The sequence below is a fragment of the Paraburkholderia sp. BL21I4N1 genome, from assembly GCF_002973525.1.
In the GTDB taxonomy this organism is placed as follows: Bacteria; Pseudomonadota; Gammaproteobacteria; order Burkholderiales; family Burkholderiaceae; genus Paraburkholderia.
Genome location: NZ_PVEN01000001.1, coordinates 331,296 through 346,867, shown reverse-complemented (window position 1 = coordinate 346,867; position 15,572 = coordinate 331,296). Strand labels below are relative to the sequence as shown.

Annotated in this window: 14 protein-coding genes; 9 read left to right on the top strand and 5 right to left on the bottom strand. The window is 62.8% G+C overall.

Features of this window, described 5'->3' with window-relative positions:
- Nucleotides 1-31: 31 nt before the first annotated feature.
- From B0G83_RS01585 to tehA, 6 genes are all read left to right on the top strand, one after another.
- Nucleotides 32-1,552 (top strand): ATPase domain-containing protein, encoded by a 1,521-nt coding sequence (locus B0G83_RS01585; protein WP_258167639.1) that lies wholly within the window; start codon nt 32-34, stop codon nt 1,550-1,552.
- A gap of 6 nt (nt 1,553-1,558) precedes the next feature.
- Nucleotides 1,559-1,909 carry a response regulator gene (locus B0G83_RS01580; RefSeq protein ID WP_105505678.1) on the top strand — a complete coding sequence of 117 codons (351 nt, stop codon included), beginning with the start codon at nt 1,559-1,561 and terminating at the stop codon, nt 1,907-1,909.
- Between the two features lie 216 nt (nt 1,910-2,125).
- Entirely contained in the window at nt 2,126-3,559 is a 1,434-nt protein-coding gene (locus B0G83_RS01575) for an MFS transporter (protein WP_105505677.1), read from the top strand.
- A 16-nt stretch (nt 3,560-3,575) separates the two neighbouring features.
- The gene (locus B0G83_RS01570; protein ID WP_105505676.1) at nt 3,576-4,775 is read left to right on the top strand and encodes a CaiB/BaiF CoA-transferase family protein; all 1,200 of its coding nucleotides are present in this window, start codon (nt 3,576-3,578) and stop codon (nt 4,773-4,775) included.
- A 2-nt stretch (nt 4,776-4,777) separates the two neighbouring features.
- Entirely contained in the window at nt 4,778-5,602 is an 825-nt protein-coding gene (locus B0G83_RS01565) for a citryl-CoA lyase (protein WP_181156658.1), read from the top strand.
- Between the two features lie 158 nt (nt 5,603-5,760).
- The gene (tehA, locus tag B0G83_RS01560) at nt 5,761-6,774 is read left to right on the top strand and encodes a dicarboxylate transporter/tellurite-resistance protein TehA (RefSeq protein ID WP_105505674.1); all 1,014 of its coding nucleotides are present in this window, start codon (nt 5,761-5,763) and stop codon (nt 6,772-6,774) included.
- A gap of 114 nt (nt 6,775-6,888) precedes the next feature.
- Here the strand turns inward: tehA and bla are convergent, their stop codons facing one another.
- A complete protein-coding gene (gene bla / locus B0G83_RS01555; protein ID WP_105505673.1) occupies nt 6,889-7,827 on the bottom strand; it encodes a class A beta-lactamase in 939 nt (312 codons plus the stop codon).
- Nucleotides 7,828-7,926: 99 nt separating this feature from the next.
- Here bla and B0G83_RS01550 point away from each other — a divergent pair, with 99 nt between their 5' ends.
- On the top strand, nt 7,927-8,805 hold the full coding sequence (locus B0G83_RS01550) for a LysR family transcriptional regulator (protein WP_105505672.1): 879 nt from the start codon (nt 7,927-7,929) through the stop codon (nt 8,803-8,805).
- Here B0G83_RS01550 and B0G83_RS01545 read toward each other — a convergent pair.
- Together B0G83_RS01545 and B0G83_RS01540 are read right to left on the bottom strand one after the other, a co-directional pair.
- Nucleotides 8,802-9,053 (bottom strand): hypothetical protein, encoded by a 252-nt coding sequence (locus tag B0G83_RS01545; protein WP_105505671.1) that lies wholly within the window; start codon nt 9,051-9,053, stop codon nt 8,802-8,804. The genes B0G83_RS01550 and B0G83_RS01545 overlap by 4 nt on opposite strands.
- Nucleotides 9,054-9,106: 53 nt before the next feature.
- Nucleotides 9,107-9,610, bottom strand: coding sequence for a lecithin retinol acyltransferase family protein (locus B0G83_RS01540; RefSeq protein ID WP_105505670.1), 504 nt, complete (start codon nt 9,608-9,610; stop codon nt 9,107-9,109).
- A gap of 463 nt (nt 9,611-10,073) precedes the next feature.
- On the opposite strand from B0G83_RS01540, the gene B0G83_RS01535 reads away from it, so the two are divergent.
- Nucleotides 10,074-10,361, top strand: a complete 288-nt coding sequence (locus B0G83_RS01535; RefSeq protein WP_035559792.1) for a hypothetical protein — start codon at nt 10,074-10,076, stop codon at nt 10,359-10,361.
- Between the two features lie 5 nt (nt 10,362-10,366).
- The gene (locus tag B0G83_RS01530) at nt 10,367-11,137 is read left to right on the top strand and encodes a PP2C family serine/threonine-protein phosphatase (protein WP_105505669.1); all 771 of its coding nucleotides are present in this window, start codon (nt 10,367-10,369) and stop codon (nt 11,135-11,137) included.
- Nucleotides 11,138-11,142: 5 nt separating this feature from the next.
- On the opposite strand, the gene B0G83_RS01525 is transcribed toward B0G83_RS01530, so the two are convergent.
- Together B0G83_RS01525 and B0G83_RS01520 are read right to left on the bottom strand one after the other, a co-directional pair.
- The gene (locus B0G83_RS01525; RefSeq protein WP_105505668.1) at nt 11,143-12,495 is read right to left on the bottom strand and encodes a sigma-54-dependent Fis family transcriptional regulator; all 1,353 of its coding nucleotides are present in this window, start codon (nt 12,493-12,495) and stop codon (nt 11,143-11,145) included.
- Entirely contained in the window at nt 12,495-15,551 is a 3,057-nt protein-coding gene (locus B0G83_RS01520; RefSeq protein WP_105505667.1) for a peptidase domain-containing ABC transporter, read from the bottom strand. Before B0G83_RS01520 ends, B0G83_RS01525 begins: the two co-directional genes overlap by 1 nt.
- Nucleotides 15,552-15,572: the final 21 nt, after the last annotated feature.

Sequence of the window (15,572 nt, the reverse complement as noted above, 5' to 3'; positions counted from 1 at the left end):
CGCTTCTCCGCACTTTGAACGACACATCGACATGACTATCCACGAATCCCAGACGTCTTCCTCGCCGGAGCCCAGCGGCTCGAGCGCGGCCCGGAATGACGCGGCCCGCGCCAATGTGGAAACGGGTGTGCCGGGGCTCGACGAGATCCTGGGCGGCGGGCTGGTCCGCGGCGGCGTCTATCTGCTGGAAGGCATGGCCGGCGCGGGCAAGACGATCCTGTCGAGCCAGATCGGCTTTCATCGCGTAAGCCGGGGCGAAAAGGTGCTGTACATGACCTTGATCGCCGAATCGCACGACAAACTGCTGAGCCACCTCAAAGGCCTGAGTTTCTTCGACGAGAACGCGGTCGCGCAGCAAATGCTATTCGTGTCCGGCTACCACGAATTGATGCAGGACGGCCTCGACGGCTTCCTGAAACTGATCGCGTCGAGCATCTACGACTACCGGCCGAGCCTGATGATCATCGACGGGTTTCGCAGCGCGCGCGAATTCAGCGAAACCGAACTGTCGCTGTCGAAGTTCATCCACGAGCTGAACGCGCTGGTCGCGGCCATGGACTGCACCACCTTGCTACTCGCGCCGCTCTCGGGCAACGAGCCGCATCCGGAGCACACGCTGGTCGACGGCCTGATCGAGCTGAACCGCTATAACGACGGCATGCGCCGCGCCCGCGAAATCGAAGTGCACAAGATGCGCGCGCGCAATCACTTGATGGGCAAGCACTTCTTCCGCATCGCCGAAAGCGGCCTGCTGATGTTCCCGCGCATGGAGGCGCAGTGCGCCGCGCCGCCCGGGCCGGTGGATCTGAAATCGCGCCTCGGCTTCGGTCTGCCGCATCTCGACGCCCTGCTCGGCGGCGGCTTCGCACAAGGCTCCACGACCACGCTGATCGGGCCGTCGGGCGTCGGCAAGACGCTCCTCTGCCTGCAATTCCTCGCGGCCGGCGTGGCGCGCGGCGAACGCTGCGTGTACCTGGGCTTTTACGAAGGGCCTCAGCGGTTGATCGGCAAGGCCGAGGCCGTATCGATCGCGCTGGCCGACGCGCACGCGGACGGCCGCCTGATGATTCAATGGCAGCCGGCTATTGAACTTGCCGTCGACGAACTCGCGGCCACCGCGCTCGCAACGGTCAAACGAATCGGCGCCACGCGTATCGTGATCGACGGCGTGGAGGGATTCCGCGACTCGGCGCTGCGCACCGAGCGCTTCGGCCTGTTCCTCAATGCCTTTCTGCACCAGCTTCGCGAAGCCTGCGTCACCACGCTGCTCACGGAGGAGTTACCGCTGTACGCCGACCCCGGCCACGCGAAGAGCGTGCGCGTGTCGGCCTTGACCGAAAACCTCGTGCTGTTGCGCTACGCCGAAACCGACGCTGGTTTGCGCCGGATGATTTCCGTGGTCAAGCAACGCGAAAGCGCGCACGACACGTCGTTGCGCGAGCTGGTGATTTCGTCCGACGGTCTCGACGTGATCGCGAGCGCGGTCGGTCCCGCCAGTGTGGTGTCGGCGCCCGGCTTGTCGGCCACGCTGCAACCGCGACGAAATCCCTAGCCGCCCATGAAAACCATTCTGGTCGTGGACGACGAGTTCGACATTCTCACGGTCTGGCGACTGCTGCTGGAGCGGCATGGCTATACGGTGCTGACGGCGTCGAACGGAGCCGCCGCGCTCGAACAGATACGCAAGACCCGGCCCGACATCATCGTGTCGGATTGCATGATGCCGATCATGTCCGGGCAGCAACTGTGCGCGGTGCTGAACGCCGACGCCGATCTACGCGATATTCCGATCCTGCTCTGCAGTGCGGCGGCGGACATCGCCGTCCAGCCAAATCCTCATATCGAATACGCGCGCAAGCCGCTTTCGTTCGACACCCTGCTGCAGACGCTGCAACGCCTCGCCCCGTAATCAGGCAGCGGACGGCCAGCGGCCGTTCCGGTGCCGGCCACCCTGTGGCTGGCTAACTCCGCCGGCCCGCCTGTTCTCCCTTCCCGTTCCGCGCTCTAGGTAAAACCCCCGATTCCTCGCGCCCCTCAGTCGGACTACTCTCGGCCAATCCATTTAATAGAACATCGTTCTGTCTAATAGAACGATTGGAAGCCGAGACCGCCAAAGGAGGATTCCATGGCCAGCCTGCCGATCGATGCGCGACGCGCGTCGTCCGATTCAACCGCCGGGACGCCGGGGCTCACGCCCGGCATCAACGCGCGCATCGACCGTCTGCCCGCCACGCGCGCGGTGTGGATGCTGGTATTCCTGCTGTCGATCGGCGGCTGGTTCGAGTTCTACGATCTGTTTTTCACCGCCTATGTCGGGCCCGGCCTCGTCAAGACCGGCATGTACGCAACGACCACCGCGTCGTTCTTCGGCGTGTCGGGTCTCGGCGCGTTCGTGGCGGCGTCGTTCGCCGGGCTGTTCATCGGCACGTTCTTTCTGGCGGGCATGGCCGACCGTTATGGCCGCAAGACCGTCTTTACCGTGTCGCTGCTGTGGTACTCCGTCGCCACGCTCGTCATGGCGTTCCAAACCTCGGCGCCGGCCATCAATCTGTGGCGGCTGATCGCCGGCATCGGTGTGGGTGTCGAACTGGTGACGATCGACACCTACGTCAGCGAACTCGTGCCGAAGCATCTGCGCGGCCGCGCGTTCGCGTTCGTCCATCTCGTGCAGTACACCGCCGTGCCCTCGGTCGCGTTCCTTGCGTGGTGGCTGGTGCCACGCACGCCGTTCGGACTCGATGGCTGGCGCTGGGTCGTCATCATCGGCGCATTGGGCGCGGTGGTGGTATGGGCGATTCGCCGTCGCGTGCCGGAAAGCCCGCGCTGGCTCGCGCAACAAGGACGCACCGCCGAAGCCGAGCAGGTGTTGCAGACGCTGGAAGCCAAGGTCGCCGCGCAATACGGCAAGCCGTTGCCGCCGCCCGTGCCGACCGTCGAACCGGCCACGACCAAAGCCGCTTTCCGCGAAATCTGGCAACCGCCGTATCGCCGTCGCGCGATCACGATGCTCGTGTTCAACCTGTTCCAGGCGATCGGGTTTTACGGCTTCGCTTCGTGGGTGCCGACCCTGCTGGTGTCCAAAGGCGTGACGATCACGCACAGCCTGCTGTATTCGTTCGTCATTGCGATTTCGAATCCGTTCGGACCGTTGCTCGGCATGGCGATCGCGGACCGGATCGAACGCAAGACGCTGATCGTGCTGTCGGCACTCGGCATTGTCATTTTCGGCAGCCTCTTTGCCACGCAAACCTCGCCCGCCATGCTGATGACGCTCGGTGTGCTGATCACGTTGTGCGGCACGCTGCTCTCGGTCGGCTATCACGCGTATCAAACCGAGCTCTTCCCCACGCGGTTGCGAGCACGCGCCGTCGGCTTCGTTTATTCGATGTCGCGCCTGTCCGCGATGTTCTCGGGCTTCATGATCGCGTTCGCGTTGCGTCACTTCGACGTAACCGGTGTGTTCGCGCTCATCAGCGTGTCGATGGTGATGGTGATGGGCGCAATCGGCATTTTCGGGCCGCGCACCAACAACCTCAATCTCGACGAAATCTCGCATTGAACCAGAGGCTTTTGACATGACGCTGCCATTGGCTGGAGTCCGCGTACTGGACTTATCGAATGTATTGGCGGGGCCGTTTTGCGCTTATCAACTCGCGCTGCTCGGCGCCGAAGTAATCAAGGTCGAGCATCCCGAAGGCGGCGATCTCGCGCGACGGCTGGGCGCCGACAAGGAAGCGTCGGCGCGCAACATGGGCGCCTCGTTCGTCGCGGTCAACGCGGGCAAGCAGTCCGTCACGCTCAATCTGAAAGATCCGCGCGGCAAGGAAATTCTGCGTGAGCTCGTCAAGACCGCCGACGTGCTCGTCGAAAATTTCCGGCCCGGCGTGATGACGCGCCTCGGGCTCGATTTCGACGCGCTGCGCGAGGTCAATCCGAAGCTCGTGTATTGCGCGATCTCCGGCTTCGGCATGGACGGCGAGTTCGCGAAGCGCCCGGCCTACGATCAGATCATTCAAGGCATTTCCGGTGTGATGAGCGTGACCGGCGACGCCGACAGCGCACCGTTACGCGTCGGCTATCCGGTGTCGGACACCGTGGGCGGCCTCACCGCCGCGTTCGGCATTTGCGCGGCGCTGCTCGACGCGCGGACCACCGGACACGGCCGCATGCTCGACGTGTCGATGCTCGAAGCCACGCTCGCGACCATGGGTTGGGTCGTGTCGAACTACCTGAACGCCGGTGTCACGCCGACGCCGATGGGCAACGAGAATTTCACTGCGGCGCCCTCGGGCACCTTCAAGACCGGCGACGGCCCGCTCAATATCGCGGCCAACGAAAACAAACAGTTCGCGAGCCTGTGCGAACTGATCGGCCGCGCGGACCTGCTCGACGATCCGCGCTTCGCCGAACGCAATGCGCGCAAGGTGAATCGCGCGGCGTTGAAGGCGGAGATCGAAGCCGCCCTCGCGAACGACAGCGCCTCGAACTGGGAAGCGAAGTGCTTCGAAGCGGGCGTGCCGGCCGGCCGCGTGATGTCGGTGCCGGAAATTCTCGCGCATCCGCATCTGGAATCGCGCGCGTTTATCCGCGAATTTGCCGGCACGCAAGACACCGACCGGCAACGCGTGACGCGCGCGGGTTTCCGTCTGCATGACGCGGATACCGCGCCCGCCACCCCTGCGCCAGTCCTTTCGGCGCATACCCGCGAACAACTCGGCGCGCTCGGCTACGACGACGCGCACATCGACCAACTGCGCGCCGAAGGAGTGATCTGACCATGACGCAAACATTCGACGCGGCCAGGCTCGCCGCCGACTATTGGAGCACCGCCATCATCGACATCCACCCGGGGTCGATCAAGGTGCGCGGCTTTCCGATTCAGGAGCTGATCGGCAACGTCAGCTTTCCGCAGATGATATGGCTGATGCTGCGCGGCGAATTGCCCGACGCGGCGCAGGCGCGTTTGTTCGAAGCCGCGCTGGTGGCTTCCGTCGATCATGGCCCCCATGCGCCTTCCATTGCGATTTCGCGGATGGCGACCAGTTGCGGCCTGCCCTTGAACGGCGCGATGGCCTCGGCGATCAACGCGCTGGACGACGTGCACGGCGGCGCCGGACAGCAGGCGGTCGAGCTGTACGACTCGATCGGCGCACTGATGGAAGCGGGCGCGACGCTGGAACACGCGGTCGAACAAGGCGTGGATGCCTTCACCACGGCGCACGGCAAATATCTGCCCGGTTTCGGCCACCGTTTCCATCCGGTCGATCCGCGCGCGGTGCGACTGCTTGCGCTGGTCGACGCGAGCGTCGCCGAGGGGCACATCAGCGGACGCTATGCGACGATCGCGCGCGGCATCGAGGCGCTGCTCCAGCGCCGCAAGAGCAAACCCGTGCCGATGAATATCGACGGCGCGACTGCGGTGATCTACGCCGAACTCGGTTTCGCGCCGGAACTGGCGCGTGGCGTTTTCTGCCTGTCGCGTGCGGTCGGGATTCTGTCGCACGCGTGGGAACAGCGCGGACGCCATGAGCGCAACAAAGGGCCGATGCCGCGTCAGATGGACTACACGTACACGGGCGAGCCGGAGCGTCATCTGCCCTGAGCGGGCGGCCCGCGATGCCCCGATCCACCTTGAGACGCTTGCGCGATTTGTTGAGCTTTTCCCGCGTTTACGGCTATGCCGCCGCCTTTTACAGTACGTCATCGAACGCGTAGGCCAGAACATCGGAGCGCGTCGCAACGACAGTCGGAGGTACGGTGATGAACGGCAATCGTGGGACGATTCCAGTGAGTTTCTTCGGTATCGCGGTGGGCGCGCTGGCGCTTGCCAATCTGTGGCGCGTGGCGATCAAGGTGTGGGACCTGCCCGCCGAAATCGGACCGTTGATGACGGCCGTCGCGCTGGCCGTCTGGCTGGCCGTGCTGGTGGCGTACGGACGTAAATGGCTGACGAATGCCGACGAAGCACGCGCCGAAATGCAGCACCCGGTGCAGTCGTCGTTCGCGGCGCTCGTGCCGGTGTCGAGCCTGCTGGCCGCGCAACTGCTGCAGCCTTATGAGCATCGGTTGGCGCTCGGTGTATTCGGCGCGGCCATGGTGGGGCAACTGGCTCTCGGTGCTTATCTGCACGGACGGCTCTGGAAAGGCGGCCGTAACCCTGAACTGACCACGCCCGCCATGTACCTGCCGAGTGTCGCATCGAGCTTCGTTGCGGGTACGGCGGCGGCCTCGTTCGGTTTTCATCAACTCGGCGTACTGTTTTTCGGCGCAGGCCTGTTTTCATGGCTCGCCATTGAATCGATGCTGCTGCACCGCGCCGCCGTGCTCGAACCGCTGCCGGCCGCGTTGCGCCCCGTGCTCGGCATTCAGCTTGCCCCGCCGGTTGTCGGCGGCGTGGCCTACCTGAGCCTGACCAGCGGTACGCCGGATCTGTTCGCACTGATGTTGCTCGGTTATGGTCTCTACCAGGCCGTGATGCTGCTGCGCCTGCTGCCGTGGATCCGCCAGCAAGCCTTCGCACCCGGTTACTGGGCCTTCAGTTTCGGCGTAGCCGCACTGCCGACAATGGCTGCCCGGATGGTCGAACGCGGTGCGACGGGTCCGATCGAATGGGCTGCACCGATTCTGTTTATCGCCGCGAACGTGATCATCGGCATTCTGGCGGTGAAGACGGTGAGCTTGCTGGTGCAAGGCAAGCTGCTTCCGCCGGCTGCCGCACGGGCTCCGTCGGCGGCACAAGTGCCGGTCGGTTCGAAAATCGCAAAGTGCCACTAAACCGCCAAATATTCACGGCAGCCGATTGAGCGAGGCGCATAACCGGCCTCGCTCAATCGCTTCAACGCCACACCCCTCGCTTCAATCCCTGCAGTTTTCCACACCCCAGTCTGGTCAAACGGACTGCACCACCAACGCCCCCACCTGCGCAATGGCCGCATTGCAGCGCGCCGCGTCGCCATCCGTTCCGGTGAGATAAACCGCCACCAGCACCGGCCCGCGTCCAGGCGGCCACAGAATCGCGATGTCGTTGGCCGTGCCATGATCGCCGGTACCAGTCTTGTCGCCGACGCCCCAATCCTGCGGCAGCTTCGCGCGAATCCGCGCGCCGCCGGTTTCATTCGCCACTAGCCACGCAAGGAGTTGCGCCCGAGAGGATGCAGACAAATGCTCGCCGAGCACCAGTTCGCGCAAGTTGCCAAGCATCGCATTCGGCGTGCTGGTGTCGCGCGGATCGCCGGGAATCGCTTCGTTGAGCGTCGGCTCGATGCGATCCAGACGCGTAATGCCGTCGCCGAGATCACGCGCAAATGCGGTCAATCCGGCCGGACCGCCGAACGTGCTTAGCAACAGATTGGCTGCCGTGTTGTCGCTCAGCGTGATCGCCGCCTTGCACAAATCGGCGATGCTCATGCCCGCTTCGCCGGTTCGCTCACGCGTATGCCGGCTCGTGGCCGGCGAGTTCGGCACCACGTCGCGCTGCGAGAAAACGATGCGACGCGCGAGCGACTCCTGACCGCGATCCACGCGCGTCAGCACCGCGCCCGCTGCCAGCACCTTGAACGTGCTGCACATCGGAAAACGCTCGTCGGTGCGCAGGCCGGCGTGCAGACCCGAGGTCGTATCGACGATCGATACACCGAGCCGGCCGCCGCTTTCCGCCTCGATCCGCGCGAGCCGCCGGCGGATCGTTTCCGCTTTCGCCAGTTCCCGTTCCGGCGGCGCGTTGCCCGTTTTCGGCGCCGCCTTGCCGAACGCGCCCACGCTGCCAACCGCAACGCCAGCTATCGACACACCCAGCATCGCGCCCGCGAATTTCCGTCTCGTGATCATTGCCGCTCCTTATGTGAAGCCGCAACTATCGGTTTTCCGCCGCGCGCTGACAAACGATGATAAGTTAGACGACTCCCAAGAAAAACTTATGACTTCGTCATGCGACCTTATCTGCCGTTGAACGCGCTACGGGCCTTCGAATCGTCGGCCCGACACTTGAGTTTCACGCGCGCGGCGCTCGAATTGAACGTGACCCAGGCGGCCGTGAGCCAGCAGGTCAGAACACTGGAAGAGCGTCTCGGCACCGCGCTTTTCAAGCGCCTGCCGCGCGGCCTCGCCATGACCGACGAAGGTCTCGCGCTGCGTCCGGTCCTGACCGACGCGTTCGATCGCATCGAAGCGGTACTCAAGCAGTTCGAAGGCGGCCACTTCCATGAAGTGTTGACGGTCGGCGTGGTGGGCACGTTTGCGGTCGGCTGGCTGATGCCGCGCCTCAAGTCGTTCCGCGACGCGCATCCGTTTGTCGAACTGCGACTGCAGACGAACAACAACCTGGTCGATCTCGCCACCGAAGGCCTCGACTTCGCGATCCGTTTCGGCGACGGCACGTGGCCCGGTTCGCTCGCCACGCGCCTGCTCGATGCGCCGCTGTCGCTGCTGTGCGCGCCCGAGATTGCCCGGCGTCTGTCGAAGCCCGCCGATCTCGTCGACGAAACCTTGCTGCGCTCCTATCGCAGCGACGACTGGATGAACTGGTTCAACGCGGCCGGCATTCCGCCACGGCCGGTTCGCGGGCCGGTGTTCGATTCATCGCGCTTGATGGTGGAAGCGGCCATGCAGGGCGCGGGGATCGCGCTCGCGCCCGCACTGATGTTCGGTCATGAGATCAACACAGGGCGGCTGGTGCGCCCATTCGATGTCGAGGTCCACGCGGGCAGCTATTGGCTGACCTGTCTGAAGGGCAAACCGATGACGCCGGCCATGCTGCTGTTCAGCCAGTGGATCGTCACGGAAGCGGCAGCCCAACCCTCCAGTTAGGAAAGCGCCGCCCGGCGATGGCCGTTCATGGCCGGCCGCTCGGCTTGCGGCGGGAACACGTTCCACGAGCCGTCGTCGTGGCGAAAGAAGAAGATCGACAGCAAGCCGCCTGGCCGCAACGCTTCCACGCAGACATAGCGCTGATGCGAAGCGCGGTGGCAAAACCGCACGACGCGGGCGGGCATCGACGGGGTCGGGGCGAGCCATTTGTCGACAGCCCAGTGCAAGGTCTTTTCTGCGGCAACCATGATGCTCTCCTCAAAACGTTCGATCTCTGAAATCTGAATTCCGTGTGATGCGCTCACGCCAGTTGCGCGCCGAGTCGGGCGGCAGTCTGAACACCCCGGTTGCCACTTTCGACAAAAGCCTTCACGAGGCACACCAGCGTTTGCATGCCGGCACGCGGATGACGCAAGCAGCAATGCACCTGTTCGCTACGGCTTTCGCCGAGCAGGCACCATGCGCAAAAGTGTTCGCAATTGTTGGTCAGCAGGCGGTAACGGTTTTCACCGAGACGGGAACGCGCGCGGCTCACCGCTTCGTCGCCGACATAGCGGGCGGACGGCGTAGCGCGAACCGTCAGCGGATGGCCGGCGGCGAAGCGTTCTAGTTCCACTTCTTCCACCGGACCGCGATGCGTCGAGCTTGCGAAGCCCGCGTAGTGCACCACGCGGCCGTTGCCGACATAGATGCCGTGATGTTCGTAACCCCGGCGTTGCGTGACGAGGTGCGCGCCGATCGGCAGGTCGATGGTGGACGCTTCTTCGCTGGCTGCGTGATTCGTCGGGAGAAGGTAGGTGTTCATGGCTGGCCTCGCATCAATTTCCAACACTGTTGCGAGAGCTTTTGCATGATCCGGGCCATGCGCGGCGAAGCCTTTGTTTAAAGGGCACAACGCCATACCCACGGCGATTCGGCGGGGCAATGTGTGCGTGTCGAGCCAACAGAATTCGATGCGAAATGTTGGTGCGTGTCACGCTGTTGCGGACACGTTACGGGGTAACAGAGCGGACACTGGCGAAGCGCTACCCGCCGTTTCGAAGTGTTGGGTCCCACACCGGTTCGCGCTCGCGCTTGTTGGCCGAAAGCCGACCTCTAACGCACCGCACATCGCCTTGCAGTTTGGGCTGAGGAGCGCAATCGCCCAGCCACCAACCCGTTGCGGACACAACGTCGAACGCCGCCGCTCATTGGCATAACCCTTGCACCATCGAGTTCAAATCCCAGTTAACAACGCGCATGACGCACGCGGCCAACCGGAGAACGATATGGCTTCCATCACAGTGAACGACCTCACGCTCAACCTCGCGCTCGACCGTAAAGCGATGGCGGCGATCCGCGGCGGCGGCGGCGCGCCGTGGGTATATGGCTGGATTCAACCTTATGTGCGGGAAACGCCGAGCATTGGTCCGGTCGTCAACCTGTACGAGGTGTCCAACAACTTCTATGCTAACCAGATGATCAACCAGTTCCAGTCGGTCGACGTCCACAATACCGGCGCGAATTCGAACATCAACGTTTCCCCCGACGCACGCAGCAGAAACGATACGGTGTAGCCGTTGTGACCTGTGCCAGCCCCTTTCGCTGGACGTCGTCCGCCCGTTCCGACGCCGGACGCGTCCGCGAGATCAACGAAGATGCCTGCCTCGACCAGCCCGAACTCGGACGCTGGGCCGTCGCCGACGGCATGGGCGGGCACGCGGTCGGCGATCTGGCGAGCCGCCTCGTGATCGACACGCTGAGCCGGCTCGCCTCGACCGTCAGCATGAAGACGTGCGTCGCCGATGCGCGTGCGCGCCTGCAGGCCGCGAACCGCCAACTCAGGGACGAAGCCGCGCGTCGCCAGGTGCAGCGTATCGGCAGCACGGTCGTGGCGATGATTGCGTGCGACCGCTTCTGCGCTTACGTGTGGGCCGGCGACAGCCGTCTATATCTGGCGCGCGAAGGCAGCCTGCGCCAACTCACGCGCGATCATAGTCAGGTGGAACAGCTCAAGTCGCTCGGCGTGATTACCGAAGAAGAGGCGCGCCATCATCCCGCGCAACATATGATCACTCGCGCGGTCGGCGCCACGGATTCGCTCGAACTCGACGACGATGCCATTGAAGTCGCGGACGGCGACATCTTTCTGCTGTGCAGCGATGGACTCAGCAACGAGGTTGATGACAATGAAATACTCACCGTGCTAACTACGGCTGCCGGCGACACGGCATCGGAGGAATTGATCGCGCTGGCACTAGCACGGGGAGGTCGCGACAACATCACCGCCGTGGTGGTGCACGCGGAAGATCCCTATGCGTCGGATAAAACGCTGTTGAATCCAGCGCCGTAGCAAATTCATGCGTCGCTGTCTTCCTCATCGTGCCCGTCGTTCTTATTCGCGGCTGCCGTATTCCGATTGCGAAAGTCCTTCGAGTGCAGCCCGTGTTTTTTTAGCAGCATTTGCAAATGCGAGCGGTTCATATCGATGCGCCGCGCCAGTTCGGCCACCGTGCCACTCACTTCGCGCAGGCCTCGCTCGAGAAAGGCTTTTTCGGCGTCGTCGCTGGCGGCACGCTTGGCGTCGCTCAATGACATCAGATTCGCCACGCTGATCGGTTGCTGGCCGTTGGCGCTCGCCGCGTTCGCTAACGACGCCGCCGACCCCGGCGCCGCCGGCCGCATGTCGACCGGCAAGTGATCGATGTCCGCCATGCCGCCGGCGAGACACGACAACCGGTACATCACGTTGCGCAGCTCGCGGATATTCCCCGGGTACGCGTAATTCAGCAGAAAATCGCGCAAACGGGGGGTCAATCTGATCGGCCTGCGTTTCAACGAACCGGCCGCCTCGTCGCCGAACCATGCAATCAGCAACGGTATCTCGTCGCGACGTTCGCGCAATGGCGGCAGCGTGACGTGAATCACACTCAGACGGTAAAACAGATCCTCACGAAACCGGCCCTCTTCGCTGAGTTGCCGCAAATTGCGATTGGTCGCCGCGACAATGCGGGTGTCCACCGCGATCGTTTCGTCGGAACCTACCCGTTGAATCTCGTGCGCTTCGAGCACGCGCAGTAGCTTCACCTGGCCCGCCAGCGGCAACTCGCCGATTTCGTCGAGAAAGATCGTGCCGGTATGCGCGCTTTCGAATTTCCCTTTACGATCATTCGAGGCCCCGGTGAACGCGCCCTTCCGATGCCCGAACAATTCCGATTCAAGCAGGTTGTCGGGAATCGCGCCGCAATTCACCGAAATAAACGGCTTGTCCGCTCGCGATCCGTTTGCATGGACCACTTTCGCCATCAGCTCCTTGCCGGTGCCGCTTTCCCCGTCGATCAACACCGGCAGATCGGTCGGCGCAGCCTTCTCCGCGATTTCGAGCGATTCGAGCAGGCGCGGATTGTCGCCGAACGTGCCTTCGAAAATAAAGCTGCGCTCCAGCAGCGCTTTTCTGCGCGCACTGCGGGAGAGTTCGACACGCTCCTGCGGACCGGCGGCCACGGCCGCCTGCACGAAACGCTCCTTGTGCGAGAGTTGCATCACCTCGTCGCGCAACGACGTGGCTTGCCGCAAGAGCTTGTCGATATCGCCACGCTCCAGCCGCGACGACCAGCGCAGCGTGGAACGCAAAATCTCGATCCGTTCCAGCAGTCCGGCATAAGAAATTGCCGGGCTCGTCTCCTCAATCTGGTCGAGTATTTTCATCATCACGCGCTCAGCTGTTTCTGGACCAGTTGGTAATACATGCCGCCGCGTGCGATCAGTTCGTCGTGACGCCCCTGTTCGACGATCGCTCCCTCATACAGCACGATAATCTTGTCCGCACGCATGATCGTGCTGAGCCGATGCGCAATGATCACCGCCGTTCGGCCCTTCAGAATGTCGTGCATATTGCCGAGGATATTGCTTTCCGACTGCGAATCCAGCGCGGAGGTGGCCTCGTCGAAAACCAGCAGACGTGGATCGTGATACAGCGCACGCGCAATGCAAAGCCGCTGGATCTGCCCGCCGGAGAGCCCAATCCCCCGCTCGCCGACAATCTGCTCATAGCCGAGCGGCATCTTGCTGATAAAGGCGTGCGCGTCGGCCATCTTCGCGACTTCCTCGATACGGCGCCGCTCGGGCGCGTCGTCGCCGCTCGCAATGTTCTCCGCAATCGTGCCGGAGAACAGTAGATTGCTCTGCATCACATAGCCGATCTGCGCGCGGTAATAGGCTTTGTCGACCACACCGAGATCGTAGCCGTCGATCGTCATCTTGCCCTCGCTCGGCGTGTAGAAACCGACTAGTAACTTGGCCAGGGTCGTTTTACCAGAACCGCTGCGCCCCACGATCGCCACCAGCTCACCCGGTTTGATGTCGAAGCTGATGTTCTCAAGCACGTACGACGAATCATTGTCGCCGTAACGGAAATAGACACCGCTCAGGCTGATTTCGCCTTGCAGTTCGGGCAGCATCACGCGCGACGGCAAATCCTGCGGCTTCTGCTCGGGCTCGATATCGAGCACGTCACCGAGGCGTTCCATCGCCACGCCTGCATCATTCAACATGCTCCACAAGCCGACCAGTCCCATCAACGGACCCAGTACGCTGCCCATGAACGCATTAAAGGCAATCAACTGACCGATCGTCATCTCACGCGCCAGCACCAGATTTGCACCGACCCAGAGAATGGCGATGGTCGTTGCCGCATTCAGCAATTGACTGCCAAGGCCGACGAGTATGTTGAATGCGTGAGCGCGATATTGCACTTCAAGCGCCTTTGCGTACTTCTTCTCCCAACGCAATCGCACCGGCCGCTCGATCCCCATACCCTTGATCGTTTCCACCCCGGCGAGCGCTTCCATCAGAAACGACTTCGACTCCGTCGACGCAGTGAAGACCTCGCGCGCGTAACCTTTAATTTTGGGGGTGGCGATCGCGGTCAACGCCATGATCGGAATCACGAACGCGATCAGCACCAGCGTCATCTTCACGTTGTAGACAAACATGATCGTGAAGTAGATGAACACCATCAGCAGGTTCAGCGCCGTGGTCACCGTGGATTCGGTGAGAAACGCGCGAATCGTCTGGTTCTCCTGGAAGCGCGCGAAGATATCGCCGGTCTTACGCTTGGCGAAAAACGAAAATGGCAGCGACAGCGTGTGCTTGAAGAACTGCGACATCATCGCAAAGTCCATGTTGCGCACCATGAAGTTCGCGAGGTAGGCGCGAATCGACGACATCAATTGCGAAAACACGTTGGCGATAATCAGGCCGCCAATCAGCAGATGCAGCAGACTGACGTTCTGATGCACGATCACGCCGTCCAGAATGTTCTGGATAATCAGCGGGGGAATCACGCCTAATACCTGGATCACAAAGGTGGCGAGAAACAGGTGGCCGAGAATCTTCTTGTACGGCGTGAGGTAGCCGACAAAGCGTATCCACGGCGAACGGGCAGCCGACATTTGCAATAGATGCGGGCCACCCGTAAAGAGCAGACAGGTGCCGCTCCAGCCGCGCTCGAAATCCTCGACGCTCAGCTTTCTGAACCCGACCGCCGGGTCCGCCACCCAAACGTAGTCTTTGGAGAGCCCGTACACCACCACGTAGTGATAGCCCTCCCAATGCACGATGAACGGCAGATCGAAGCCCCGCAACGAGTCGAACGTGCACTGCACGCCACGCGCAGTGAAACCGAGCGATTCACCGGCGCGTGCGAGACTGTCGAGTGTCGCGCCCTGGGTCGTGACGTTGGCCAGCTCGCGCAACTTGCCGAGCGTCATGGGAATGCCGTAGTGGCGGCACACCATCGCGAGGCACGCGGCGCCGCAATCCATTTCCTCCGCCTGCTCGACCAGCGCGAAGCGTTTGATGACCTTTTCGCCGAACTCCGGTTTGCTCTGCAAGTCGAGCATCAACGGCAACTTGCGCCGCTGTTCGAGGCGCTTTTGCCGCTGCAATTCACGGTCGCCATAGCGAATCCGCTCGTCGAGCACTTCGCGGAGTTTGGGGTTGCGCTCCAGAATGAAATGGACCGTGCGCTCGGGAATTACCAGCAGGCGCGTATCGGTTACCGCCACGGCCGAGGCCATCTGCTCCTGACGCATCAAACACGCTTTCTCGCCGAATATCTCTCCTTCGCCTAGCGTGGCAAGCGTGTAATCCTGGCCCTCTTCCTGCCGGACGATACGCACTTCACCCTGCCGCACCACGTAGAGCCGCCGGTCGTCGCGGCCCTCCTGTTTGAAAATTTCCTTGCCTGCCGCCACGCGTTTCACGCCGACGCTACGCACGTATTCCTCGAGTTCCGCCTTGTTCAGTTTGCCGCGCAGATCGAACAACTGCGCGACGAAGCCGCCGGCCGAACTGATCGCTACGTAACTGGCCACAAATGCCAACGCGGCCTGGTTGCCGGTGATAACCGGTTCGATCGCCTCGCGCGGAATGAACAGCAACTCGGTTTTCGCCGACGCCCGCACCGACGCCTCGTGGACGTAGGCGCGCAGCATCGCGATGTCGGCGAAGATCTCGCCCGATTTGCGCACGCCGATGCTGGTTTCCTTGCCGTGTTCCTCGGTGAAGAGGCGCACCGTGCCGGAGCGCACCACGTACAGACCGTCGGCTGTCTCACCCGCGGAGCAGACGGTTTCGCCGAACGAATAGAACCGCGCCTGCGCGTAATCGGCGAGACGCTCGATCTCATCGCGCGAAAACGGCGACAGGATTTCCACCGAGGCGAGAAACTCGGCGGCCGAGGGAGCGGTCTGAGGGGCGTCCATGGGTTTGCGGACCTCCGGTCG

Bases quoted from the DNA above. Each gene is read 5' to 3' on its own strand.
- B0G83_RS01585 (WP_258167639.1), top strand. From the start codon at position 32: ATGACTATCCACGAATCCCAGACGTCTTCCTCGCCGGAGCCCAGCGGC.
- B0G83_RS01580 (WP_105505678.1), top strand. From the start codon at position 1,559: ATGAAAACCATTCTGGTCGTGGACGACGAGTTCGACATTCTCACGGTC.
- B0G83_RS01575 (WP_105505677.1), top strand. From the start codon at position 2,126: ATGGCCAGCCTGCCGATCGATGCGCGACGCGCGTCGTCCGATTCAACC.
- B0G83_RS01570 (WP_105505676.1), top strand. From the start codon at position 3,576: ATGACGCTGCCATTGGCTGGAGTCCGCGTACTGGACTTATCGAATGTA.
- B0G83_RS01565 (WP_181156658.1), top strand. From the start codon at position 4,778: ATGACGCAAACATTCGACGCGGCCAGGCTCGCCGCCGACTATTGGAGC.
- tehA (WP_105505674.1), top strand. From the start codon at position 5,761: ATGAACGGCAATCGTGGGACGATTCCAGTGAGTTTCTTCGGTATCGCG.
- bla (WP_105505673.1), bottom strand. From the start codon at position 7,827: ATGATCACGAGACGGAAATTCGCGGGCGCGATGCTGGGTGTGTCGATA.
- B0G83_RS01550 (WP_105505672.1), top strand. From the start codon at position 7,927: ATGCGACCTTATCTGCCGTTGAACGCGCTACGGGCCTTCGAATCGTCG.
- B0G83_RS01545 (WP_105505671.1), bottom strand. From the start codon at position 9,053: ATGGTTGCCGCAGAAAAGACCTTGCACTGGGCTGTCGACAAATGGCTC.
- B0G83_RS01540 (WP_105505670.1), bottom strand. From the start codon at position 9,610: ATGAACACCTACCTTCTCCCGACGAATCACGCAGCCAGCGAAGAAGCG.
- B0G83_RS01535 (WP_035559792.1), top strand. From the start codon at position 10,074: ATGGCTTCCATCACAGTGAACGACCTCACGCTCAACCTCGCGCTCGAC.
- B0G83_RS01525 (WP_105505668.1), bottom strand. From the start codon at position 12,495: ATGATGAAAATACTCGACCAGATTGAGGAGACGAGCCCGGCAATTTCT.
- B0G83_RS01520 (WP_105505667.1), bottom strand. From the start codon at position 15,551: ATGGACGCCCCTCAGACCGCTCCCTCGGCCGCCGAGTTTCTCGCCTCG.